The organism is Phytobacter sp. V69 (assembly GCF_965644215.1).
In the GTDB taxonomy this organism is placed as follows: domain Bacteria; phylum Pseudomonadota; class Gammaproteobacteria; order Enterobacterales; family Enterobacteriaceae; genus Phytobacter.
The window spans coordinates 1-21,113 of sequence record NZ_CBFFRL010000052.1 but is presented as its reverse complement, the minus strand read 5'-3'; the positions used below and the strand labels follow the sequence as shown (position 1 = coordinate 21,113).

23 protein-coding genes and 1 pseudogene are annotated in these 21,113 nt (G+C 55.2%); 6 read left to right on the top strand and 18 right to left on the bottom strand.

What is annotated here, in order from left to right:
- Nucleotides 1-7: 7 nt before the first annotated feature.
- Nucleotides 8-244, top strand: coding sequence for a non-oxidative hydroxyarylic acid decarboxylases subunit D (locus ACSZPU_RS09710; protein WP_498998011.1), 237 nt, complete (start codon nt 8-10; stop codon nt 242-244).
- A 58-nt stretch (nt 245-302) separates the two neighbouring features.
- On the opposite strand, the gene rpoS is transcribed toward ACSZPU_RS09710, so the two are convergent.
- The 13 genes from rpoS to cysG all read right to left on the bottom strand — a co-directional run bounded on the left by rpoS (nt 303) and on the right by cysG (nt 11,588).
- Nucleotides 303-1,295 carry an RNA polymerase sigma factor RpoS gene (rpoS, locus tag ACSZPU_RS09705; RefSeq protein WP_498998009.1) on the bottom strand — a complete coding sequence of 331 codons (993 nt, stop codon included), beginning with the start codon at nt 1,293-1,295 and terminating at the stop codon, nt 303-305.
- A gap of 124 nt (nt 1,296-1,419) precedes the next feature.
- Nucleotides 1,420-2,472 (bottom strand): murein hydrolase activator NlpD, encoded by a 1,053-nt coding sequence (nlpD, locus tag ACSZPU_RS09700; RefSeq protein WP_498998023.1) that lies wholly within the window; start codon nt 2,470-2,472, stop codon nt 1,420-1,422.
- A 175-nt stretch (nt 2,473-2,647) separates the two neighbouring features.
- Nucleotides 2,648-3,274 (bottom strand): protein-L-isoaspartate(D-aspartate) O-methyltransferase, encoded by a 627-nt coding sequence (locus tag ACSZPU_RS09695; RefSeq protein ID WP_498998008.1) that lies wholly within the window; start codon nt 3,272-3,274, stop codon nt 2,648-2,650.
- Nucleotides 3,268-4,029, bottom strand: coding sequence for a 5'/3'-nucleotidase SurE (surE, locus tag ACSZPU_RS09690; protein ID WP_498998007.1), 762 nt, complete (start codon nt 4,027-4,029; stop codon nt 3,268-3,270). The genes ACSZPU_RS09695 and surE overlap by 7 nt, the downstream gene beginning before the upstream one ends.
- Nucleotides 4,010-5,059 carry a tRNA pseudouridine(13) synthase TruD gene (truD, locus tag ACSZPU_RS09685; RefSeq protein ID WP_498998005.1) on the bottom strand — a complete coding sequence of 350 codons (1,050 nt, stop codon included), beginning with the start codon at nt 5,057-5,059 and terminating at the stop codon, nt 4,010-4,012. The genes surE and truD overlap by 20 nt, the downstream gene beginning before the upstream one ends.
- Entirely contained in the window at nt 5,056-5,535 is a 480-nt protein-coding gene (gene ispF / locus ACSZPU_RS09680) for a 2-C-methyl-D-erythritol 2,4-cyclodiphosphate synthase (RefSeq protein WP_498998002.1), read from the bottom strand. The genes truD and ispF overlap by 4 nt, the downstream gene beginning before the upstream one ends.
- Nucleotides 5,535-6,245, bottom strand: coding sequence for a 2-C-methyl-D-erythritol 4-phosphate cytidylyltransferase (gene ispD / locus ACSZPU_RS09675; protein ID WP_498998001.1), 711 nt, complete (start codon nt 6,243-6,245; stop codon nt 5,535-5,537). Before ispD ends, ispF begins: the two co-directional genes overlap by 1 nt.
- Nucleotides 6,246-6,264: 19 nt before the next feature.
- Nucleotides 6,265-6,591, bottom strand: coding sequence for a cell division protein FtsB (gene ftsB, locus ACSZPU_RS09670; RefSeq protein ID WP_498997999.1), 327 nt, complete (start codon nt 6,589-6,591; stop codon nt 6,265-6,267).
- Nucleotides 6,592-6,765: 174 nt separating this feature from the next.
- A complete protein-coding gene (locus ACSZPU_RS09665) occupies nt 6,766-7,089 on the bottom strand; it encodes a DUF3561 family protein (RefSeq protein ID WP_103281722.1) in 324 nt (107 codons plus the stop codon).
- A gap of 72 nt (nt 7,090-7,161) precedes the next feature.
- Nucleotides 7,162-7,767 carry an adenylyl-sulfate kinase gene (gene cysC, locus ACSZPU_RS09660; RefSeq protein ID WP_498997996.1) on the bottom strand — a complete coding sequence of 202 codons (606 nt, stop codon included), beginning with the start codon at nt 7,765-7,767 and terminating at the stop codon, nt 7,162-7,164.
- Complete coding sequence (gene cysN / locus ACSZPU_RS09655) at nt 7,767-9,194, bottom strand: sulfate adenylyltransferase subunit CysN (RefSeq protein WP_498997993.1); 1,428 nt, start codon at nt 9,192-9,194, stop codon at nt 7,767-7,769. The genes cysC and cysN overlap by 1 nt, the downstream gene beginning before the upstream one ends.
- A gap of 9 nt (nt 9,195-9,203) precedes the next feature.
- On the bottom strand, nt 9,204-10,112 hold the full coding sequence (gene cysD, locus ACSZPU_RS09650; protein WP_039077690.1) for a sulfate adenylyltransferase subunit CysD: 909 nt from the start codon (nt 10,110-10,112) through the stop codon (nt 9,204-9,206).
- Nucleotides 10,113-10,172: 60 nt separating this feature from the next.
- A complete protein-coding gene (gene cysG / locus ACSZPU_RS09645) occupies nt 10,173-11,588 on the bottom strand; it encodes a siroheme synthase CysG (protein ID WP_498997990.1) in 1,416 nt (471 codons plus the stop codon).
- A gap of 235 nt (nt 11,589-11,823) precedes the next feature.
- On the opposite strand from cysG, the gene ACSZPU_RS09640 reads away from it, so the two are divergent.
- The gene (locus ACSZPU_RS09640) at nt 11,824-12,867 is read left to right on the top strand and encodes an aminopeptidase (protein ID WP_498997989.1); all 1,044 of its coding nucleotides are present in this window, start codon (nt 11,824-11,826) and stop codon (nt 12,865-12,867) included.
- Here ACSZPU_RS09640 and ACSZPU_RS09635 read toward each other — a convergent pair.
- The 4 genes from ACSZPU_RS09635 to cysJ form a co-directional block, all read right to left on the bottom strand.
- On the bottom strand, nt 12,771-13,196 hold the full coding sequence (locus ACSZPU_RS09635; RefSeq protein ID WP_498997986.1) for a DUF5339 domain-containing protein: 426 nt from the start codon (nt 13,194-13,196) through the stop codon (nt 12,771-12,773). The two genes, ACSZPU_RS09640 and ACSZPU_RS09635, sit on opposite strands and share 97 nt — an antisense overlap.
- Nucleotides 13,197-13,631: 435 nt before the next feature.
- On the bottom strand, nt 13,632-14,366 hold the full coding sequence (cysH, locus tag ACSZPU_RS09630) for a phosphoadenosine phosphosulfate reductase (RefSeq protein WP_498997983.1): 735 nt from the start codon (nt 14,364-14,366) through the stop codon (nt 13,632-13,634).
- Between the two features lie 80 nt (nt 14,367-14,446).
- A complete protein-coding gene (gene cysI, locus ACSZPU_RS09625; RefSeq protein ID WP_498997981.1) occupies nt 14,447-16,159 on the bottom strand; it encodes an assimilatory sulfite reductase (NADPH) hemoprotein subunit in 1,713 nt (570 codons plus the stop codon).
- Nucleotides 16,159-17,967, bottom strand: a complete 1,809-nt coding sequence (gene cysJ / locus ACSZPU_RS09620) for an NADPH-dependent assimilatory sulfite reductase flavoprotein subunit (RefSeq protein WP_498997979.1) — start codon at nt 17,965-17,967, stop codon at nt 16,159-16,161. The genes cysI and cysJ overlap by 1 nt, the downstream gene beginning before the upstream one ends.
- 444 nt (nt 17,968-18,411) lie before the next feature.
- On the opposite strand from cysJ, the gene queD reads away from it, so the two are divergent.
- The 4 genes from queD (at nt 18,412) to ACSZPU_RS09600 (ending at nt 20,679) form a co-directional block, all read left to right on the top strand.
- Nucleotides 18,412-18,774, top strand: coding sequence for a 6-carboxytetrahydropterin synthase QueD (queD, locus tag ACSZPU_RS09615; RefSeq protein ID WP_498997977.1), 363 nt, complete (start codon nt 18,412-18,414; stop codon nt 18,772-18,774).
- 94 nt (nt 18,775-18,868) lie between these two features.
- The gene (locus ACSZPU_RS09610) at nt 18,869-19,825 is read left to right on the top strand and encodes an FAD-dependent oxidoreductase (RefSeq protein WP_498997975.1); all 957 of its coding nucleotides are present in this window, start codon (nt 18,869-18,871) and stop codon (nt 19,823-19,825) included.
- Nucleotides 19,816-20,091, top strand: coding sequence for a ferredoxin family protein (locus ACSZPU_RS09605; protein ID WP_498997973.1), 276 nt, complete (start codon nt 19,816-19,818; stop codon nt 20,089-20,091). Before ACSZPU_RS09610 ends, ACSZPU_RS09605 begins: the two co-directional genes overlap by 10 nt.
- 12 nt (nt 20,092-20,103) lie before the next feature.
- On the top strand, nt 20,104-20,679 hold the full coding sequence (locus tag ACSZPU_RS09600; protein WP_498997970.1) for a glycerol-3-phosphate responsive antiterminator: 576 nt from the start codon (nt 20,104-20,106) through the stop codon (nt 20,677-20,679).
- Here ACSZPU_RS09600 and ACSZPU_RS09595 read toward each other — a convergent pair.
- Nucleotides 20,672-20,929: pseudogene (locus tag ACSZPU_RS09595) on the bottom strand (FAD-binding protein); the annotation flags it as partial. The gene ACSZPU_RS09600 and the pseudogene ACSZPU_RS09595 sit on opposite strands and share 8 nt — an antisense overlap.
- Nucleotides 20,930-21,113: the final 184 nt, after the last annotated feature.

The following is a 21,113-nucleotide window of genomic DNA, read 5'->3' as shown; positions in this document are numbered from 1 at the left end:
GCAGAGAATGATTTGTCCACGTTGTGCCGATGAACATATTGAAGCGATGGCAACCTCACCGGTGAAAGATGTCTGGATCGTTTATCAGTGCCAGCATTGCCTGTATACCTGGCGCAATACTGAGCCGCTACGCCGCACCAGCCGCGACCACTATCCGGAGGCGTTTCGTATGACGCAAAAAGATATTGATAACGCGCCGCAAGTGCCGACAATCCCGCCGCTGCTGGCGGCCGATAAGCGCTAAGCCAGAAAATGCGCAAAGAAAAAGGCCGGTCAGTGACCGGCCTTTTGATGTTCAATGCTTATTCGCGGAAGAGCGCTTCGATATTCAGCCCTTGTGCCTGCAGGATTTCACGCAGACGGCGCAGACCTTCAACCTGAATCTGACGGACGCGTTCGCGTGTCAGACCGATTTCACGACCCACATCTTCCAGCGTTGCAGCTTCATACCCCAGCAGACCGAAACGACGTGCCAGCACTTCACGCTGTTTGGCGTTCAGTTCGAACAGCCATTTGACGATGCTTTGTTTCATATCGTCATCTTGCGTAGTGTCTTCCGGGCCATTTTCTTTTTCATCGGCCAGGATATCCAGCAGCGCTTTTTCGGAATCACCGCCCAGCGGTGTATCCACAGAGGTGATGCGCTCGTTGAGACGCAGCATGCGGCTCACGTCATCGACCGGTTTGTCGAGTTGCTCGGCAATCTCTTCCGCACTCGGTTCGTGGTCCAGTTTATGGGACAACTCACGCGCGGTACGCAGATAGACGTTTAGCTCTTTGACAATATGGATTGGCAGACGAATGGTACGGGTTTGATTCATGATCGCCCGCTCAATAGTCTGACGAATCCACCAGGTCGCATAGGTGGAGAAGCGGAAGCCACGTTCCGGGTCGAATTTCTCGACCGCACGGATCAGGCCCAGATTCCCCTCTTCAATCAGGTCCAGCAGTGCCAGGCCTCGATTGCTATAACGACGGGCAATTTTCACTACCAGACGCAAGTTACTTTCGATCATGCGACGGCGCGATGCAACGTCACCACGCAGAGCACGACGTGCAAAGTAGACTTCTTCTTCGGCCGTTAGCAGCGGGGAATAACCAATTTCCCCAAGATATAGCTGAGTCGCATCCAGCACTCGCTGGGTTGCGCCCTGCGATAACAACTCCTCTTCGGCCAGGTCGTTATCACTGGGTTCCTCTTCTACTAAGGCTTTTTCATCAAAAGCCTCTGCTCCGTTCTCATCAAATTCCGCATCTTCATTTAATTCATGAACTTTCAGCGTATTCTGACTCATAAGGTGGCTCCTACCCGTGATCCCTGGGCAAAGCACCTGAAGAGCTCTTCACTATGACTATTGCAGCGGCATCTGCGCGCGCTGCAATAACAACAATGAGGAACGGTTCAACTACTTTGCCGATTTATCGCTGCGGCAAATAACGCAGCGGGTTTACGGATTTCCCCTTGTAACGAATTTCAAAATGCAAGCGTGTAGAACTGGTTCCGGAGCTACCCATAGTAGCTATTTTTTGCCCCGCCTTAACTTCTTGTTGTTCCCGGACCAGCATCGTATCGTTATGGGCGTAGGCACTCAGGTAATCATCGTTATGTTTGATGATAATAAGATTACCGTAACCGCGGAGCGCGTTACCGGCATATACAACGCGCCCATCTGCGGTCGCGACGATTGCCTGTCCTTTGCTACCTGCGATATCGACACCTTTATTGCCACCTTCGGTAGCAGAGAAGTTGTCGATAACTTTGCCATCCGTCGGCCAGCGCCATGAAGCAATCGGCGAGCTGGTTGACGTACTGCTGACAGTCGGTTCGGTCGTGCTGACGGATGGTGCCGTAACAGGCGCTGTGACAGGGGGCGCAGGCTTGTTGTTCGGCAACATTTTGTTAGCACTTTGTTCACCTGAATCCTCAGAATACGTAATTGTTGGTTTCGAAGCAACAGCTACGGTGGAATTTTGTGCAGGTTTTGAGACGATTCCTTGCGCAGTGGCATCCGCCTGAGTTATCGCATTTCCGCCAGTAATTGGCGCGCCTGATGCATTACCGACTTGCAGGGTTTGCCCGACGTTTAAGCCATATGGCGCGGCAACGTGGTTGCGCTGCGCGAGGTCACGGAAATCGTTCCCGGTAATCCAGGCGATGTAGAAGAGCGTATCACCGCGTTTAACGGTGTAAGTGCTGCCGCCCGTATAACTTCCTTTCGGAATGTTCCCGTACTGGCGGTTGTAAACAATTTTGCCGTTAACCGTCTGCACCGGCTGTTGCGGCGCAGTCTGAACAGGCGCGCTTTGTATCATCGGCTGCTGTACGGGCTGAATTTGTGGCTGTGAAGCGGTACCGATTTTTGGCGGCGGAGTGATTAACATTCCGGAATTGGTGCTGGAACTGGTGTTACCACCTACCGAACTAACCGGAGCAGGTGCATTGCTGGAGCTTGAACAGCCTGCCAGCCAGATCGAAACCAGTGATAATGCCGCAACACGGCTTACGGTGAATTTAGGGCTTCCCGTGCTCATTTATCCCCCAGGAATGTGTTAGCTACCAATGACTTAAAATTAACCGTGAACGGGTTTGGCAAATTTGCCCACCATACGCTGATACGGCATGAAAACATCCGGAAAAATCTGGATATCAGGCCAGTTCGCCTTTTACCAGCGGCACAAAGCGTACGGCTTCCACGGTATCGATAATAAATTCGCCCCCCCGCCGACGAACACGTTTAAGGAGCTGATGCTCGTCGCCCACGGGTAAAACGAGAATCCCACCTTCATCCAGCTGCGACATTAACGCCGCCGGAATTTCTGGTGGTGCGGCCGTTACAATAATGGCATCAAATGGACCGCGTGCCTGCCAACCCTGCCAGCCATCACCATGTCGAGTTGAAACATTATGTAAATCAAGTTGTTTAAGACGGCGTCGCGCCTGCCATTGCAGGCCTTTAATGCGTTCAACGGTACAAACGTGATGAACCAGGTGTGCCAGGATCGCGGTCTGATAGCCCGACCCGGTGCCAATCTCCAGCACCCGCGATTGCGGCGTCAGCTCGAGTAACGCCGTCATCCGCGCCACCATGTAAGGTTGAGAGATGGTCTGGCCCTGCCCGATAGGCAGCGCCACGTTATCCCAGGCCTTATGTTCAAACGCCTCATCAATAAATTTCTCGCGCGGTACCAGAGAGATGGCTTCCAGCACATGCTCATCGGTAATGCCCTGCGCGCGTAATTGATCAAGCAGCGTTTGTACGCGTCTGTTTACCATCGTTTGCTTACTCCGGCGCGTTCCAGCCAGCCCGAGACCACATCATGCGCGCTATACGCGGTTAAATCCACGTGCAGCGGGGTAACAGAAACATAGCCTTCATCGATGGCGGCAAAATCGGTAACCGGCCCGGCGTCGCATTTTTCGCCCGGAGGACCAATCCAGTAGAGCGTGTTGCCCCGGGGATCCTGCTGAGGAATGACTTTATCCGCAGGATGACGACTGCCGCAGCGGGTAACACGAATACCCTTGATTTCATCGAGCGGCAAGTCCGGGACATTAATATTCAGAATACGTCCGGTACGTAACGGCTCACGCGCCAGAGCGCGCAGAATGGAGCAGGTGATTGCCGCCGCCGTTTCGTAATGAGTCTGACCGTTTAGCGACACCGCCAGCGCGGGAAAACCCAGATGGCGGCCTTCCATCGCCGCCGCGACCGTGCCGGAGTAAATCACATCGTCCCCGAGATTCGGCCCGGCATTAATGCCGGAGACCACAACGTCCGGGCGCGGGCGCATCAGCGCGTTGACGCCCAGATAGACGCAGTCGGTCGGGGTGCCCATTTGCACCGCGATATCGCCGTTTTCGAAGGTGAAGGTTCGAAGAGAGGATTCCAGCGTGAGTGAGTTGGATGCGCCACTACGGTTACGATCGGGAGCCACGACCTGTACGTCGGCAAACTCCCGCAGGGCCTTTGCCAGCGTCTGAATACCTGGCGCATGAATCCCGTCATCGTTACTCAGCAATATTCGCATAATCACCCAATGTATTGATAATTTCCCTTACCACACTGGTGGCGAAGCTACCTGCCGGTAGCCAAAAGCGTAACTCGACGGTCACGTCATCCCACCAGTTCCAGCTTAATTGTTGCGGGAAGAGCAGCATGGCCCGGCGCGAGGCTTCAACCTTTTCGCGCACCAGCAGCGCCTGCAGCCCCGGCGCATCGGCAACAGCAGTCTGCTCAAACGACAGTGCTTCGCCCAGCGTTCCCCACTCGCCGCTTCCCGGCATCGACGCGGTAATCAGCAGCGCTTTATCATCAACGCGCGTTTGTAGCTCGGCACGCTCTTCGTTGGTCGCCACAAACCAGCTTCCGCGCCCCGATAATTGTAGCGCATCACCGTCAACAACTTGATTAAAGTCTGTTTTTTTCAGACGCTCGCTGACGATTTGATTAAACAACGCACTGCGTGCGGCCGACAACCAAAAACTGCGCTTATTACGATCGCGCACCGGCGCGTCGCTTTGCGCCCAGCGGAGCGCGCCCTGCAAGTTACTGCCACCAATACCGAAACGCTGCGCGCCAAAATAGTTTGGCACACCGCCCTCGTTGATGGCCTGCAGGCGGGAGTCAACATCCTCACGGTTGCTGATTTCGCGCAGCACGAGGGTAAAACTGTTGCCTTTAAGCGCCCCAAGGCGCAGTTTGCGCTTATGGCGGGCATATTCCAGCACTTTGCAGCCTTCAAGCTGAAACGCGCTCAGGTCCGGCATCTCTTTGCCCGGCACGCGTGCGCACATCCATTGTTCGGTGACGGCGTGTTTGTCTTTCTGTCCGGCAAAACTGACTTCACGGGCATGTATTTTAAGGAATTTCGCCAGCGCGTCTGCAACGAAGCGGGTATTGCAGCCGTTTTTCAGAATTCGCACCAGGATATGTTCGCCTTCCCCGTCGGGTTCGAAGCCTAAATCTTCGATAACCACGAAATCTTCCGGATTGGCTTTCAGTAAACCGCTACCCGCAGGTTTACCGTGCAAATATGTCAACTGGTCGAACTCGGTCATTTCGCCGCCTTAAGCAGGAGCGCCACCGCTTCGCAGGCGATGCCTTCGCCACGACCGGTAAAACCGAGTCTCTCGGTGGTGGTCGCTTTCACGTTCACATCATCCATATGGCAGCCCAGATCTTCGGCGATAAACACACGCATCTGCGGGATATGCGGCAGCATTTTCGGTGCCTGCGCGATGATGGTGACGTCCACGTTGCCAATGACGTAGCCTTTGGCCTGAATGCGACGCCATGCCTCGCGCAGCAGCGCACGGCTGTCTGCACCCTTGAACGCCGGGTCGGTGTCCGGGAACAGCTTACCGATATCACCCAACGCCGCCGCACCCAGCAGGGCGTCGGTCAGCGCATGTAACGCCACGTCGCCATCGGAGTGCGCCAACAGGCCTTTCTCCCAGGGAATGCGGACGCCACCAATAATAATGGGGCCATCGCCGCCAAATGCGTGTACGTCAAAACCGTGTCCAATGCGCATTATGCCTTCTCCTGGTGTTCAGAATGGGTGAGATAAAATTCAGCGAGTTTCAGATCTTCCGGACGCGTCACCTTGATATTATCCGCGCGTCCGGCGACCAGTTCCGGGTGGAATCCGCAATATTCGAGTGCCGAGGCTTCATCGGTGATGGTCGCGCCTTCGTTGAGCGCGCGCGTCAGGCAGTCGTGCAGAAGTTCCAGCGGGAAAAATTGCGGCGTGAGCGCATGCCATAAATCGTTACGCTCAACGGTGTGGGCGATAGCCGTTTTGCCCGGCTCTGCACGCTTCATGGTGTCGCGAACCGGCGCGGCGAGAATGCCACCCACGCGGCTGGTTTCACGCAGCTGTAGCAGGCGGTTTAAATCATCCTGATGCAGGCAAGGTCGTGCGGCGTCGTGCACCAGCACCCATTGCGCCCCGTGAGCGGCGTTCAGGCCTGCCAGGACGGAGTTCGCGCGTTCTGCGCCCCCTTCCACCACGGTTATCGCAGGATGTTGCGCCAGCGGCAAACGGGCAAAGCGCTCGTCACCGGGGCTGACGGCGATAATCACCCGTCCCACGTTCGGATTGGCGAGCAAAGCCGCCACCGCGTGTTCGAGGATCGTTTTATCGCCAATGGAAAGATATTGCTTGGGACATTCCGTTTGCATGCGGCGGCCAAATCCGGCGGCCGGCACCACCGCACAAACGTCCGGAATTATTGCAGCCATGTCGTAAACCCGGGATTGTTTATCGATTATTTTGTGTGTTCTGTACTGACCCCTGCCCCTGGTTGCGTTTGGACGCGTCCGGCACCAGACGATAGAAGGTTTCGCCCGGTTTGGTCATCGTTAATTCGTTGCGAGCGCGTTCCTCAATCGCTTCCTGGCCGCCATTGAGGTCATCAATTTCAGCAAAGAGTTGATCGTTTCGCGCTTTTAATTTGGCGTTAGTTGCCTGCTGTGCGCCCACATCTTCGCTGACACGGCTATAGTCATGAAGACCATTTTTGCCAAACCACAGTGAATACTGTAGCCAGACCAGCAAAGCCAGCAATAGCAGCGTTAGTTTACCCATCCTGCCCCCTGAAAAACGGCATCATCATCCCATAACTTTTTCTCAGACTCCACACCGGGGCCGGGTGATAACGAGTCACCGCGACAGAATGTAACATATTTGCGCGCCTTTCCGTAGGGGTGTCCCCCGGACACATTGTCTTAATGTGAGTTACGGTTTGAAGTATGGACGGCTTTAGCCCATCAGCCACATAAACAGCGCACCGAACATAGCAACAACCGTGAGCGCGGTGAGCACAATGCTGTAGAGCAGCTTGCCATTGACGATGGAGTGCAGGGCGATACCCACCACAACCGAGACGGGCATCAGCGCCAGGAAGAAAGGCCAGGTGTAGAGGAAGAAGAACAGCGTATTAGGACCGTAAATCAGAAAAGGGATAGCCAGCGCCAGCAGCCACGCTACAAAGCCCACTGCGGCCCCAGGGAGGGACCAGGTGGTTTCGTCGCTGGTCGTGATAGTATCCGACCTTGAGATGGTGATGTTCTGGCTATTGCGCATATCTGATCCCATTAACTGACCGGCCGACGAAACGGGATACGCCCCACTTTCTGCGTATCCCCCGGCACTGTCTCAGGATCTGATAATATCGTCCCGTCTCATGAGGTCTAATAATTGACTCACCAAATTTGTTACCAATTGTTCACCTTCGAGGTGAACGTCCGGCGTTTCCGGCGCTTCATAAACCGAGTCAATTCCGGTGAAGTTACGTAACTCCCCCGCGCGCGCTTTTTTGTAGAGCCCTTTTGGATCACGTGCTTCACAAATCGCCAGCGGCGTGTCAACGAAGACTTCGATAAAACGCCCCTCGCCTACGCGCTCGCGCACCATCTGACGCTCGGCGCGGTGAGGAGAGATAAACGCGGTCAACACCACCAGGCCGGCATCCGCCATCAAGCTGGCGACTTCCCCCACCCGGCGAATGTTCTCTTTGCGGTCTTCATCGCTAAACCCCAAATCGCTGCACAGGCCGTGACGCACATTGTCACCATCCAGCAGATAGGTACTGACCCCCTGCTGATGTAATGCCTCTTCCAGTGCCCCCGCTACCGTGGATTTACCGGAGCCAGACAGCCCGGTAAACCACAGCACAACCCCACGGTGGCCGTGGAGTTGTTCGCGTTGGGCAACGGTAACAGGATGAGGATGCCAGACGACGTTCTCATCGTGTGTGGCCATTACTTGCCTCCCAGCAAATCACGCGCGCCCCAGTGTGGGAAGTGCTTGCGGACAAGCTGATTCAGCTCCAGCTCAAAGGCGCTGAACTGCGACGGCACCGAGGTATTCTGCTGATGCACTTCGCGCACCATCCCGGCCCCGACGGTCACGTTGCTCAGGCGGTCGATAAAGATAATGCCGCCGGTCACCGGGTTTTGCTGATACGCATCCAGGGTCAGCGGCTCATCAAAGGTCAGATCGACCAGTCCGATGCCGTTCAGCGGCAGCGCATCCACCTGACGCTGGGTCAGATTGTTGATATCCACCTGGTACTGAATCGCATCGACGCGGGCACGGGTCTTTTTACCGGCCACTTTGATGTCATAGCTCTGGCCTGCCGACAGCGGCTGTTCGGCCATCCATACCACGTCCAGGGAGGCGCGCTGCACCGCAGGCACGCTCTCCTGCGCATCCAGAATCAGGTCGCCACGGCTAATGTCGATTTCATCTTTCAGCACCAGCGTAATCGCTTCACCCGCACGCGCTTCCTGCAGGTCGCCGTCAAAGGTGACGATACGCGCAACGGTGGACTCCACGCCAGACGGCAGGGCTTTGATGCGCTGGCCGACTTTCACACTGCCAGAAGCCAGCGTGCCGGAGAAGCCGCGGAAATCGAGGTTCGGGCGGTTAACATACTGCACCGGGAAACGCATCGGCTGGGTGTCCACAATGCGCTGGATTTCAACAGTCTCAAGGACTTCCAGCAACGTCGGGCCGCTGTACCACGGAATGTTGGCGCTCTGGCTGGCCACGTTGTCGCCTTCCAGCGCAGACAACGGCACAAAGCGGATATCCAGGTTACCCGGCAGTTGTTCTGCAAACGTCAGATACTCCTGACGAATGTTCTCAAAAGTCTCTTCGCTAAAGCCGACCAGGTCCATTTTGTTCACCGCCACGACCAGGTGTTTAATGCCCAGCAGGGTGGAGATAAAGCTGTGACGACGGGTCTGATCCAGCACGCCTTTACGGGCGTCGATCAGCAGGATCGCCAGGTCACAGGTGGAGGCACCGGTCGCCATGTTACGGGTGTACTGCTCGTGCCCCGGGGTGTCGGCAATGATGAACTTGCGCTTTTCCGTTGAGAAATAACGGTAGGCCACGTCGATGGTGATGCCCTGCTCGCGTTCAGCCTGCAGGCCATCTACCAGCAGCGCCAGGTCGAGTTTCTCGCCCTGGGTACCGTGACGTTTGCTGTCATTGTGCAGCGTGGACAGTTGGTCTTCATAAATCTGGCGCGTGTCGTGCAGCAGGCGGCCAATCAGGGTGCTTTTCCCGTCGTCGACGCTGCCACAGGTCAGAAAACGCAGCAGGCTTTTGTGCTGCTGTGCGTGCAGGTACGCTTCGACGCCGCCTTCATCAGCAATTTGTTGGGCAATGGTGGTATTCATGGCGGCTCCTTAGAAGTATCCCTGACGTTTTTTCAGCTCCATAGAGCCAGCCTGGTCGCGGTCAATCACGCGGCCCTGACGTTCACTGGTGGTGGAAACCAGCATCTCTTCAATAATTTCCGGCAGCGTCTGCGCTTCGGATTCCACAGCGCCGGTCAGCGGCCAGCAGCCGAGGGTACGGAAACGCACCATACGCTGCTCGATCACTTCGCCAGGCTGCAGGTCGATACGATCGTCGTCGATCATCATCAGCATGCCGTCGCGCTCCAGCACCGGGCGCTCTGCGGCCAGGTACAGCGGAACGATTTCGATATTTTCCAGGTAGATATACTGCCAGATATCCAGCTCAGTCCAGTTAGAGAGCGGGAATACGCGGATGCTCTCGCCTTTGTTAATCTGGCCGTTGTAGTTGTGCCACAACTCCGGGCGCTGGTTTTTCGGGTCCCAGCGGTGGAAACGGTCGCGGAAAGAGTAGATACGCTCTTTGGCACGGGATTTTTCTTCATCGCGGCGTGCGCCACCAAAGGCGGCGTCAAAACCGTATTTGTTCAGCGCCTGCTTAAGCCCTTCGGTTTTCATGATATCGGTGTGCTTGGCGCTACCGTGGACGAACGGGTTAATGCCCATCGCCACCCCTTCCGGGTTTTTATGCACCAGCAGCTCACAGCCATAGGCCTTCGCCGTGCGGTCACGGAACTCATACATCTCACGGAATTTCCAGCCGGTATCCACGTGCAGCAGCGGGAAAGGCAGCGTGCCAGGATAGAAGGCTTTACGCGCCAGGTGCAGCATCACGCTGGAGTCTTTGCCGATGGAGTACATCATCACCGGATTAGAGAATTCGGCAGCCACCTCGCGAATGATATGGATGCTTTCCGCTTCCAGTTGTCGCAGGTGAGTGAGTCGTTTTTGATCCATAACCGTTCCTTATAAGGCCTGATACAACAGGCGTTATTGTTGCAGCCTGTTGTGTCAGGACTAAGCCAGATTCACCACAGAAGCGTCAAACGCCTCTGAGTCTGTTGCATGTTGAAACCAGGCGAGTTCGCGATGCAATTGTACCACCTCGCCCACGACCAGCAGGGCGGGCATCGGCGCATCTTTCGCCAGTTCCTCAAGTTGTTGTAATGTGCCGGTTCTGACCTGCTGGTCAGCCCGTGTGCCGCGAGAAATCACCGCGACCGGTGTGTTTGCTTCTCGCCCGTGAGCGATAAGTTGTTCGCCGATTTGAGCTGCTTTCATCGTACCCATATAGATAGCCAGCGTCTGACGGCTTTGCGCCAGCTGCGACCAGTCAAACGGCGCGCTGTCGGCTTTGTAATGTCCGGTAACAAAGGTGGCACTTTGTGCGTAGTCGCGGTGAGTCAGCGGAATGCCCGCGTAGGCCGTCGCGCCAGAGGCTGCGGTAACGCCCGGCACCACCTGGAATGGAATGCCCGCCGCTGCCGCCGCCTGTAACTCTTCACCACCGCGACCGAAAATAAACGGATCACCGCCTTTTAAACGCACCACGGTTTTACCCGCACGGGCCGCCTCAACCAGCATGCGATTAGTGTCATGCTGCGCCACGAGGTGCGAACCTGCGCGTTTACCGACGCTTATCAGCTCAGCATCGCGACGCACCAGCTCCAGGACACCGTCGGTCACCAGATGGTCGTAAAACACCACGTCGGCCTGCTGGATAACCTGCAACCCACGCAGCGTTAACAGCCCGGCATCGCCAGGCCCTGCTCCCACCAGAATAATTTCGCCCGTGCTGCTGCCCGGTTTCTCTAACTCATCCGCCAGCGCTTGCTCGGCTTCCTGCTCTTTACCCGCTGCCATCAGGCTGGCAAAGCGACCGCGAAAAGCGACTTCCCAGAAACGGCGACGCTCATCGGTAGTTTTGCGAAACGGCTTGATACGGCTGCGCCAGCGCCCGGCCACTTCGGCCATGCGCCCTAAATTAGCGGGCAACAGCGCCTCAATTTTTTCGCGCAGCAGTCGCGCGAGCACGGGCGCGTTGCCGCCGGAGGAGATAGCCACCAGCAGCGGCGAACGGTCGACAATCGACGGGAAGATAAACGAGCACAGCGGCTGGTCGTCCACCACATTCACCAGCCGATGACGAGCGTTAGCGGCATCAAATACCCGGCGGTTCAGCACCGTATCATCTGTCGCCGCAATCACCAGAAAGACGTTGTCGAGTTGCGATTCATTGAACGCATCGGCTAACAGGTGAATATGTTGTTCATCCACCAGCTGTTGTAACGACGTTTCGAGGTGTTTTGTCACCAACAGCACGCGGGCCCCTGCGCGACGCAAAAACGCAATCTTACGTGCAGCAACGTCACCACCACCGACAACCAGCACGGGACGGTCTTTGACGGCAGCAAATAAAGGCAGGTAATCCACAGGGTAACAACTCACTAGCAACCAGTAATAGTGGGACTATAGGGGGGAGCTTAGAACGAATGAAATTACGAATTGGAATGAGTAGTTCCGCAAAGGAATAACGCGGCAAAAATACAAATGCCAAAAAGTGCTTAACCACCACATTTTCGCAGAGTTAAGAACAAATGAAATTGTGTAAACCGGGTCACAGTTTCATACTAAGCGCGGTAAAAATTTTGTCGTAAAAGGACTCTCTATGCTTTCCGCATTGCGCCTCCGTGCTGCTGCCCTGGCGCTCGGCGTATGCTTTATTCTTCCTGCTCAGGCACGAGCACCTCATCCCGGCGAGTTTGCAAGCAATCAGGCGCGCCATATCGCCACCTATTTTCCAGGACGAATGACAGGAACGCCTGCCGAAATGCTCTCGGCGGACTATCTTCGCCAGCAGTTTGCCCAGATGGGTTATCAGAGCGATATCCGCAAGTTCAATAGCCGCTACAGCTGGACGGCCCGCAACAATCAGCAAAACTGGCAGAACGTGACGGGCAGTACGGTCATAGCCGCACATGGAGGCACGCATCCACAGCAGATCATTATTATGGCGCATCTGGATACCTATGCGCCGCGCAGCGATGCCGATACGGATAAGAATCTTGGCGGCCTGACGCTGCAGGGCATTGATGATAACGCCGCAGGCCTCGGCGTGATGCTGGAACTGGCGGAACAGCTGAAATCGGTGCCGACGGAGTACAGAATTCGTTTTGTTGCCACCAGTGGTGAAGAGGAAGGCAGCCTTGGTGCGGAAAACTTACTTAGCCGCATGACCGAGAGAGAGAAAAAGCACACGCTGCTGGTTATCAATCTCGATAACCTTATCGTTGGCGATAACCTTTATTTCAACAGCGGCAAGAAAACCCCCGCATCGGTACGCAAGCTCACCCGCGATCGGGCGCTGGCTATCGCCCGTAATCTGGGCGTTAACGCGACCACTAATCCGGGCCTCAATCCTGCCTATCCGCAGGGAACAAGCTGCTGCAATGATGCGGAAGTGTTCGATAACGCCGGTATTCCGGTGCTGTCCGTCGAGGCTACCAACTGGGCGTTGGGGAAAAAGGATGGTTATCAGCAACGCGCGAAATCGAAAGCCTTCCAGGACGGCGTAAGCTGGCACGATATCAAGCTGGATAATATTCAGCATATCGATCAGGCCCTGCCAGGGAGAATCGACCGCCGCAGCCGCGACGTGGTGCGCATTATGCTGCCATTAGTGAAAGAGCTGGCGAAGGCGGGGACAAAGTAAATCTGCCATGCATAAAGACAAGAAAGGGAGCCAGGGCTCCCTTTTTGTTGTTTTTTGATGCCCAGTGAGGCGTTTAACTGTTTCATCGCTTCGAGGCCTTGTTTGCAACCGGCATCCTGCTGTTCAACCGGATAACTCTCAAGCTGTTTTCTGCCTTCTGTTAGCTGGGTTTTCAGCATATCAACGTGTGCTTTCGCCTCTTCATGTTTCGACGCTTCCTGAATGAAGCTGTCCATTTCCGTGAAGTATTGTTTGCAGGTTTCGGTTTCCGCCAAAGCGGAGACGGAAACGCTCATCAGCAGCGCCGCCAGCGCGATCTTTTTCATCATGATGTCCCTGAGGTTATTGAGTTGACGCCATCCAGAATGGCGCAAATACGATAGCAGAATCATCTCGGGGGAAAGTGTCCGGAATCGGACATGGGGGTTGGGTTGGGGTGGAGGAATAAGAGAAGCCCCGCTGGCGCGGGGAACACTGGTGATGATAGCGTTGTCTTTGCTAACAACGCGGTTTATCCCCGCTGACGCGGGGAACACTCTAAATACAACCTATTGAATTAACACAATAATTACCACACCAAAAATCCTACCAACTTTTCCGTATTTTTTAAGAGCAGTAATCCTTTGATTTTACTGACTAAAGAAAATCACACCTTGTGCCATCTCTCATTTCACCAACACACCCAATCGCATTCACCTCATAAATAAAAAGCGCCCGGTGGTTAGCCGGGCGCTTGTCTTATCTCTTTATTGAAAAACCAAAAATCAGCCTTCGTGCAGGCCGCACTCGCGCTTGAGGCCGAAGAAACGGGTGTCTTCTTCTGCCATGCCGGGTTCCCATTTGCGGGTGGTGTGCGTATCGCCCACGGACAGATAGCCCTCATCCCACAGCGGGTGGTATTTCAGACCGTGTTTTTGCAGGTACTGATACACCGTACGGTTATCCCAGTCGATAATCGGCAGTACTTTGAAAACGCCGCGCTGGATATCCAGCACCGGCAGGTTAGCACGGCTACTGGACTGCTCACGGCGCAGGCCCGCGAACCAGGTTTGCGCGTTCAGCTCTTTCAGCGCCCGGTTCATCGGCTCAACTTTGTTGATTTCGTTGTATTTTTCAATCCCTTCAACGCCCTGCTCCCACAGTTTGCCGTAGCGCGCTTCCTGCCAGGCAGGGCTTTGTGGCGCACGGTAAATCTGCAGATTCAGTCCGAGCTTGTCCGTTAGCTCATCAATAAATTGATAAGTCTCCGGGAACAGGTAACCCGTGTCCGTCAGGATAACCGGAATATTCGGGTGCACCTGATTCACCAGATGCAGGGTTACCGCCGCCTGAATACCGAAGCTGGACGACAACACATACTCACCCGGCAGATTTTCCAGCGCCCAGGCCGCGCGTTCCTCTGCGGTTTGCGCTTCCAGTTGGGCGTTAGTCTCTGCCAGCGCCAGCGTGCGGTCGTCTTTCGACAACGCATTCAGGGCAGATAGATCGAGTACGGACATAGGTTCCTCACTTATGAATTTCCCCTCATCCTAACCCTCTCCCCAAAGGGGGCGAGGGAACAGATCGAGGTCAAATTAGCTTAATCCCAAAGATCGCGCGCCGGGTCGAGTACCGGGCGGATAATGCCCGTACGGATGGTGAAATCACCAAAGCCTTCACCCGATTCACGTTCTTTCGCCCAGCGGCCGACCAGTTCATCCAGTGAAGAGATGATTTCCGGCTCGGTAATGTTCTCTTTGAACATCCGCGGAATACGCGTCCCCATGCGGTTACCACCCAGATGCAGGTTGTAACGCCCTGGCGCTTTGCCCACCAGACCGACTTCCGCCAGCATCGCGCGGCCACAGCCGTTCGGGCAGCCCGTCACACGCGTCACGATGTGCTCATCGCCCACACCGTGCTTCGTCATCACCTCTTCCACTTTGTCGATGAACGATGGCAGGAAGCGCTCGGCTTCAGCCATCGCCAGCGGACAGGTCGGGAATGACACACAGGCCATCGAGTTTTCACGCTGTGGCGTCACGGCATTCATCAGGCCGCTCTGGCGGGCTATTTTCTCGATTTTCGCTTTCTGACTTTCCGGCACACCGGCAACAATCAGGTTCTGGTTCGCAGTCAAACGGAAATCACCTTTGTGGATCTTCGCGATCTCCAGCAGACCGGTTTTCAGCGGACGCCCCGGATAATCGAGGATACGACCATTTTCGATAAACAGCGTCAGGTGCCATTTATTGTCGATGCCTTTCACCCAGCCGATACGATCGCCACGTCCGGTAAATTCATACGGGCGGATCGGTTCAAATTTAATACCGGCACGGCGTTCAACTTCCGCCTTGAACGTCTCAACACCGACACGCTCAAGAGTATATTTGGTTTTCGCGTTTTTACGGTCGGTACGGTTACCCCAGTCGCGCTGAGTCGTCACCACCGCTTCGGCTACCGCCAGCGTGTGCTCAACGGGCAGGAAACCAAACTCGCTTGCCGTACGGGCATAGGTTTTTTTGTTACCATGCTCGATAGAAAGGCCACCGCCGACCAGCAGGTTGAAACCAACCAGTTTGCCGTTTTCAGCGACCGCCACGAAGTTCATGTCGTTAGCGTGCAAATCCACATCATTTTGCGGCGGGATCACGACCGTCGTTTTGAACTTACGCGGCAGATAGGTTTTACCGAGGATCGGCTCTTCATCCGTGGTCGCGACTTTCTCCGCATCGTGCCAGATTTCAGCATAGGCCCGGGTGCGTGGCAGCAGATGCTCAGATAATTTCTTCGCCCATTCATACGCTTCCGCATGCAATTCCGATTCAACCGGGTTAGAGGTGCAAAGCACGTTACGGTTCACGTCATTCGCGGTAGCCAGTCCATCCAGCCCCACCTCATGCAGCATCTGGTGCGCCGGTTTCACATTCTTTTTCAGAATGCCGTGGAACTGAAAGGTCTGACGGTTAGTCAGGCGGATGCTGCCGTAAATCGTATTGTTCTGCGCAAACTTATCGATCGACTGCCACTGTTTGGTGGTGATAATCCCGCCCGGCAAGCGACAGCGCAGCATCATTGCATGGCGCGGTTCAAGTTTCTGCTCCGCACGTTCGGCACGAATATCACGATCATCCTGCTGATACATACCGTGGAAACGGATCAACAGAAAGTTATCACCGTTAAAACCACCGGTAAGACCATCATTGAGATCTTCTGCGATCGTGCCGCGCAGGTAGTTACTTTCGAGTTTAAGGCGCTCGGCATCAACCAGTTTGCCTTCGACCACTAAAGGCCCAGGGTGTTTTTCGCTCATTAGTAGACATCTCGCTGATAACGGCGCTCTATGCGCAGCTCACTTAAAAATTCGTCCGCCGTTTCGGCGTCCATCGCGCCAAATTCGGCAATCACGTCCAGTAAAGCCTGCTCAACGTCCTTCGCCATGCGATTGGCGTCGCCGCAGACATAAATGTGGGCACCGTCATTAATCCAGCGCCACAGTTCCGCGCCTTGCTGACGCAGTTTGTCTTGTACGTATACTTTTTCTTTTTGGTCACGAGACCAGGCCAGATCGATGCGCGAGAGCACGCCTTCTTTGACATAACGCTGCCACTCAACCTGGTAGAGGAAATCTTCGGTAAAGTGCGGGTTGCCGAAGAACAGCCAGTTTTTGCCTTCTGCCCCTTCCGCCGCACGCTGCTGCATAAAAGCGCGGAACGGCGCGATACCGGTACCCGGCCCAATCATGATGACCGGCGTTTCCGGGTTGGCTGGCAGACGGAAGTTATCGTTATGTTCGATGAACACACGCACTTCGCCTTCTTCTTCCACGCGATCGGCGAGGAAGCTCGACGCACCGCCCGCGCGCGCGCGGCCTTCGATGTCATAACGCACCACACCGACAGTGACGTGCACTTCGGTTTCTACTTCGGCCTGCGAAGAGGCGATGGAGTAGAGGCGCGGCGTCAGCGGACGCAGCAGCCCAGTCAGCGCAGTGGCATCCAGCTGTGCCGGAGAGAAACGCACCATGTCCACAATCGGCGTCGTTGCCGCGTAGTGCTGTAATTTGGCCTTATCGCCCACCAGCGGCAGCAGTGATTCACTACGGGTCAGGGTGGCATAGTTTTCCACGATGTTGCCGGTGTTGACCGTCAGTTCGAAATGCCACTGCAGCGCTTCGGACAGCGGCAGGGTTTTACCGTCAACGCTGACAGACTCATCGCCTTTGAGCCACAGCAGCTCAACCAGCTCTTTCACCAGCGCCGGGTCGTTCTGATACCACACGCCCAGCGCGTCGCCCGGCTGATAACGCAGGCCGGAATCACCCAAATCGATTTCGATATGGCGAACATCTTTCTCAGAATCGCGGCCGGTAATTTTCTGGTTTACGGCCAGAGAGGCGGTCAGCGGTTCTTCTTTAGTATAAGGGCTGGAGAAAACTTCATTCACCGCACCGGTTGCCGTGATAGCGGCCTGGGCCGGCGTCTCTTTCGGCACGCGGGCTTTCAGTACTTCAACGACGCGTGCGCGCCATTCAGCGGCAGCGGCCTGGAATTCAACGTCTGCGTCGACGCGATCCAGCAGACGCTCAGCACCCAATTCCGCCAGCTTGCTGTCGAAATCTTTGCCTGCCTGGCAGAAAAATTCATAGGACGTATCGCCAAGGCCCAGCACAGCGAACGCGGCACCATCAAGTTTCGGCGCTTTTTTCGAGAACAGGAATTTGTGTAACGCGACGGCTTCTTCCGGCGGCTCCCCTTCCCCTTGCGTGGAGGCAACAACAACCAGCAGTTTTTCGTTAGCGATTTGTTTGAATTTATAGTCGCCCGCGCTCACCAGATTGACGTTGAGTTTTGCTGCCAGCAGGTCGTCACGCAGTGCTTCCGCCACGCGACGGGCATTGCCGGTTTGCGAGGCGGAGAGTAGCGTAATGGTTGGGGCTTCAACCGCCGCAGGCGCTGCGGCTACCACTGCCGCGCCAGGCTGCTGGTTCAGCACGCCCCAAAAATAGCCAGAAACCCAGGCAAGCTGGGTGGGAGTTAAATCGGTTGTGGCCGCCTGAAGGCGTGCCAGCTGCTCCGGGTTCAGCGGAAGCAAAGCGGAAGGTGGGACCTGAGTCGTCATGCGTCGTTATGTTCCAGTAATACTCGTCATACTTCATGCTGCAGAAGCGTTGGCTGTTCTCGTTCTCCCGAATCACTTACCGGTGTAAGCTCATCGGGACTCGCTCGCTTGCCGCCTTCCTGCAACACAAATTATGTAGAGTAAAGCAAAGCTGTTTTCACGCCCTGTCAGCGTGCTAAAAACAGAAGAGAAAGTAAGGTTAACGGCGGGAATAATAACAATTAAAGAAAGGTTGGAAATAATAAATAACCAAAAGGACTAACCGCTTTTACTTATAGTTTTTAACAGTAAAATAGATTAACTAATTCATTGATTTAAAATAGAAAAATATAATCACCCCGATAAAACGTAGCGGTTAATCACTTTTGCCGATTTTAGTTAATGCTAAAAAAGGTCATCTGGGCTACCATGCCGCGGTTTTTTCAGTCAGTCAGAGAGTCCAGTATGTCCACCACGTTATTTAAAGATTTCATGTTTGAAGCCGCCCACCATTTGCCGCATGTTCCTGCCGGACATAAGTGCGGTCGTCTTCATGGCCATTCATTTATGGTGCGTCTGGAGATCACCGGCGAGGTGGATCCGCATACGGGCTGGATCATGGATTTTGCTGAGCTCAAGGCGGCATTCAAGCCGACTTACGATCGTCTGGATCACTACTATCTCAACGATATCCCAGGCCTCGAGAACCCGACCAGCGAAGTGCTGGCAAAATGGATTTGGGATCAGCTGAAACCCGTCGTGCCGCTGCTCAGCGCCGTGATGATCAAAGAGACCTGCACCGCCGGGTGTATCTACCGCGGAGAGTAATTTTCCGCTTCTGTGCCGTCAGTCAACGCCCCTTTCCCGCACCTGTGTCAGGATAGTGAGTTCAAGGGAAAGGAGCGTTAAATGGCTGACGATTATGACATTATCATCACCGGCGCAGGCTGCAGGCGCGCAGCTATTAAGCAGCGTCACCGTCGAGAAGCTGCATCTTGTTGGCGGGCGTGTTTGCGGCGTGGTTTGCGAAGGTGAACCCATCACCGCCAGCTATGTCGTCCTCGCCGAAGGAGCAAACAGCCTGCTGGCCGAGCAACACCAGCTCATTTCTCGTCCCTCCCCCCACGCAATGGCATTAGGCATCAAAGAGGTAATGGCCCTCGATCGCGGCCTCATTGAGGAGCGTTTTCACCTGGAAGGCAATCAGGGAGTGGCCTGGCTTTTCAGCGGCGGTGTCTGCGGTAATAAGCCCGGCGGCGCGTTTTTGTATACCAATCAGGAAACACTGTCATTCGGCGTTGTCTGCCCGCTCGCGTCATTGGGCAATCAGACCACAGCCGCAGCCGGGCTTTTGGCGAACCTTAAACGCCACCCGGCACTGCGTCCGTTATTGCGCCATGCCGAAAGTGTCGAGTATGGCGCGCATCTGGTGCCGGAAGGCGGTGTTAATGCCATGCCCGTGCAGAAAGGCGGTGATGGCTGGTTATTAATTGGCGATGCACTGGGTGCCTGCGTCAATACGGGCTTTACCATCCGGGGGATGGACCTCGCGATTCTCAGTGCGCAAGCGGCAGCACAAACCCTCATTTCAGCTTGCCAGAACACCACCAAAGCAAGTCTCTTTTCGGACTATCATCAGCAGTTGGAACGGAGCACGCTATGGGCCGTCTTACGGCGCTATCAGGCGCACCCGTCGCTACTGCAGCGCACGGGGTGGTATCAGCGCTGGCCAGATTTATGTCGCGATCTCAGTCACGCACTGTGGAATGTGCAATCCTCACCCACACCACCATTGTGGCAACTTTTATGGCACAACGCCCGCAAGCACGGCATGCGTCATCTGGCCGCTGACATTTTGAGGAGTCTGCGATGCCTGTAACCCCATCCGCACTTGCGCGTAACGCCTGGCGTCCGGCGACATCGTCGCACATCATCCCCGTCGCCCATCCCGACGCAAAACAGATGGCGCTGCTTATCCACGTCTGCCCGGCGGGACTCTTTCGCCAGACGGCGGACGGAATGCTTGAGGTTGATTTTCACGGCTGTCTGGAGTGCGGTTCCTGCCGTCTGCTCTGTCAGCCAGAGGTTCTGGAACGTTGGGGCTACCCGGCGTCCGGTTTTGGCATTATCTATCGCTTTGGTTAATGGAGAATCGCTGTGCCCTTATTACACCTGCTCAGACAAAACCCGGTCATCGCCGCCGTGAAGGACAATGCCAGCCTGCAGATGGCCATTGATTCCGACTGCCAGTTCATCTCCATTTTGTATGGCAACATTTGCACCATTACCGGGATCGTGCAGAAAATTAAAAAGGCTGGAAAATACGCTTTTATCCATGTCGATCTGCTGGAAGGAACGTCCAACAAAGAAGTGGTCATTCAGTTTCTGCGCCTGGTCACCGAAGCTGACGGAATTATCAGTACCAAAGCGTCCATGTTGAAAGCGGCACGTGCCGAAGGCTTTTTCTGCATCCACCGTCTGTTTATCGTGGACTCCATCTCATTCCACAACATTGATAAGCAAGTTGCGCAGTCAAACCCGGACTGTATTGAGATCCTCCCTGGCTGCATGCCAAAAGTGCTGGGATGGGTCACGGAGAAAATCCATCAGCCGCTGATTGCTGGCGGCCTGGTGTGCGATGAAGAAGATGCGCGCAATGCCATCAATGCCGGGGTAGCGGCGCTCTCCACCACCAACATTGATGTCTGGAAACTGGCAAAAAAACTTAACTGACAGCCTGCCCGTAGCATTGTGCCAGCGCCTCCAGCGCGGGCTGCCATTCGGCTACGATCCCGACGTCTGCCTGAGCAAAAACAGGCGCGTCGGGATGGTTATTAATCGCAACAATAAACTGGCTTTGCGTGATACCTGCACTGAACGCCGCTGCCCCGGATGCCCCCGCGACAATACACAACGCCGGAGCAAGCAGTTGCCCCGAAACACCGATCATGCGTGACTCATCGCACTCACCCAGCATTACTCGCTGGCGCGTATAGGTTTATCCCCCGCTCGCGCGGGGAACACTTTGTCATCTTGGCTTTTCGGCTGTCTATTTGCGTTTATCCCCCGCTCGCGCGGGGAACACATCATTACTAGATAGTGTCGTCACGAGGATAAAAATCATTGATAATAGGGCCTTCTAATCAGAAGGCCCTATTATCATGACT

Bases quoted from the DNA above. Each gene is read 5' to 3' on its own strand.
- ACSZPU_RS09710 (WP_498998011.1), top strand. From the start codon at position 8: ATGATTTGTCCACGTTGTGCCGATGAACATATTGAAGCGATGGCAACC.
- rpoS (WP_498998009.1), bottom strand. From the start codon at position 1,295: ATGAGTCAGAATACGCTGAAAGTTCATGAATTAAATGAAGATGCGGAA.
- ACSZPU_RS09695 (WP_498998008.1), bottom strand. From the start codon at position 3,274: ATGGTAAACAGACGCGTACAAACGCTGCTTGATCAATTACGCGCGCAG.
- surE (WP_498998007.1), bottom strand. From the start codon at position 4,029: ATGCGAATATTGCTGAGTAACGATGACGGGATTCATGCGCCAGGTATT.
- truD (WP_498998005.1), bottom strand. From the start codon at position 5,059: ATGACCGAGTTCGACCAGTTGACATATTTGCACGGTAAACCTGCGGGT.
- ispF (WP_498998002.1), bottom strand. From the start codon at position 5,535: ATGCGCATTGGACACGGTTTTGACGTACACGCATTTGGCGGCGATGGC.
- ispD (WP_498998001.1), bottom strand. From the start codon at position 6,245: ATGGCTGCAATAATTCCGGACGTTTGTGCGGTGGTGCCGGCCGCCGGA.
- ftsB (WP_498997999.1), bottom strand. From the start codon at position 6,591: ATGGGTAAACTAACGCTGCTATTGCTGGCTTTGCTGGTCTGGCTACAG.
- ACSZPU_RS09665 (WP_103281722.1), bottom strand. From the start codon at position 7,089: ATGCGCAATAGCCAGAACATCACCATCTCAAGGTCGGATACTATCACG.
- cysC (WP_498997996.1), bottom strand. From the start codon at position 7,767: ATGGCCACACACGATGAGAACGTCGTCTGGCATCCTCATCCTGTTACC.
- cysN (WP_498997993.1), bottom strand. From the start codon at position 9,194: ATGAATACCACCATTGCCCAACAAATTGCTGATGAAGGCGGCGTCGAA.
- cysD (WP_039077690.1), bottom strand. From the start codon at position 10,112: ATGGATCAAAAACGACTCACTCACCTGCGACAACTGGAAGCGGAAAGC.
- ACSZPU_RS09640 (WP_498997989.1), top strand. From the start codon at position 11,824: ATGCTTTCCGCATTGCGCCTCCGTGCTGCTGCCCTGGCGCTCGGCGTA.
- ACSZPU_RS09635 (WP_498997986.1), bottom strand. From the start codon at position 13,196: ATGATGAAAAAGATCGCGCTGGCGGCGCTGCTGATGAGCGTTTCCGTC.
- cysH (WP_498997983.1), bottom strand. From the start codon at position 14,366: ATGTCCGTACTCGATCTATCTGCCCTGAATGCGTTGTCGAAAGACGAC.
- cysI (WP_498997981.1), bottom strand. From the start codon at position 16,159: ATGAGCGAAAAACACCCTGGGCCTTTAGTGGTCGAAGGCAAACTGGTT.
- cysJ (WP_498997979.1), bottom strand. From the start codon at position 17,967: ATGACGACTCAGGTCCCACCTTCCGCTTTGCTTCCGCTGAACCCGGAG.
- queD (WP_498997977.1), top strand. From the start codon at position 18,412: ATGTCCACCACGTTATTTAAAGATTTCATGTTTGAAGCCGCCCACCAT.
- ACSZPU_RS09610 (WP_498997975.1), top strand. From the start codon at position 18,869: ATGACATTATCATCACCGGCGCAGGCTGCAGGCGCGCAGCTATTAAGC.
- ACSZPU_RS09605 (WP_498997973.1), top strand. From the start codon at position 19,816: ATGCCTGTAACCCCATCCGCACTTGCGCGTAACGCCTGGCGTCCGGCG.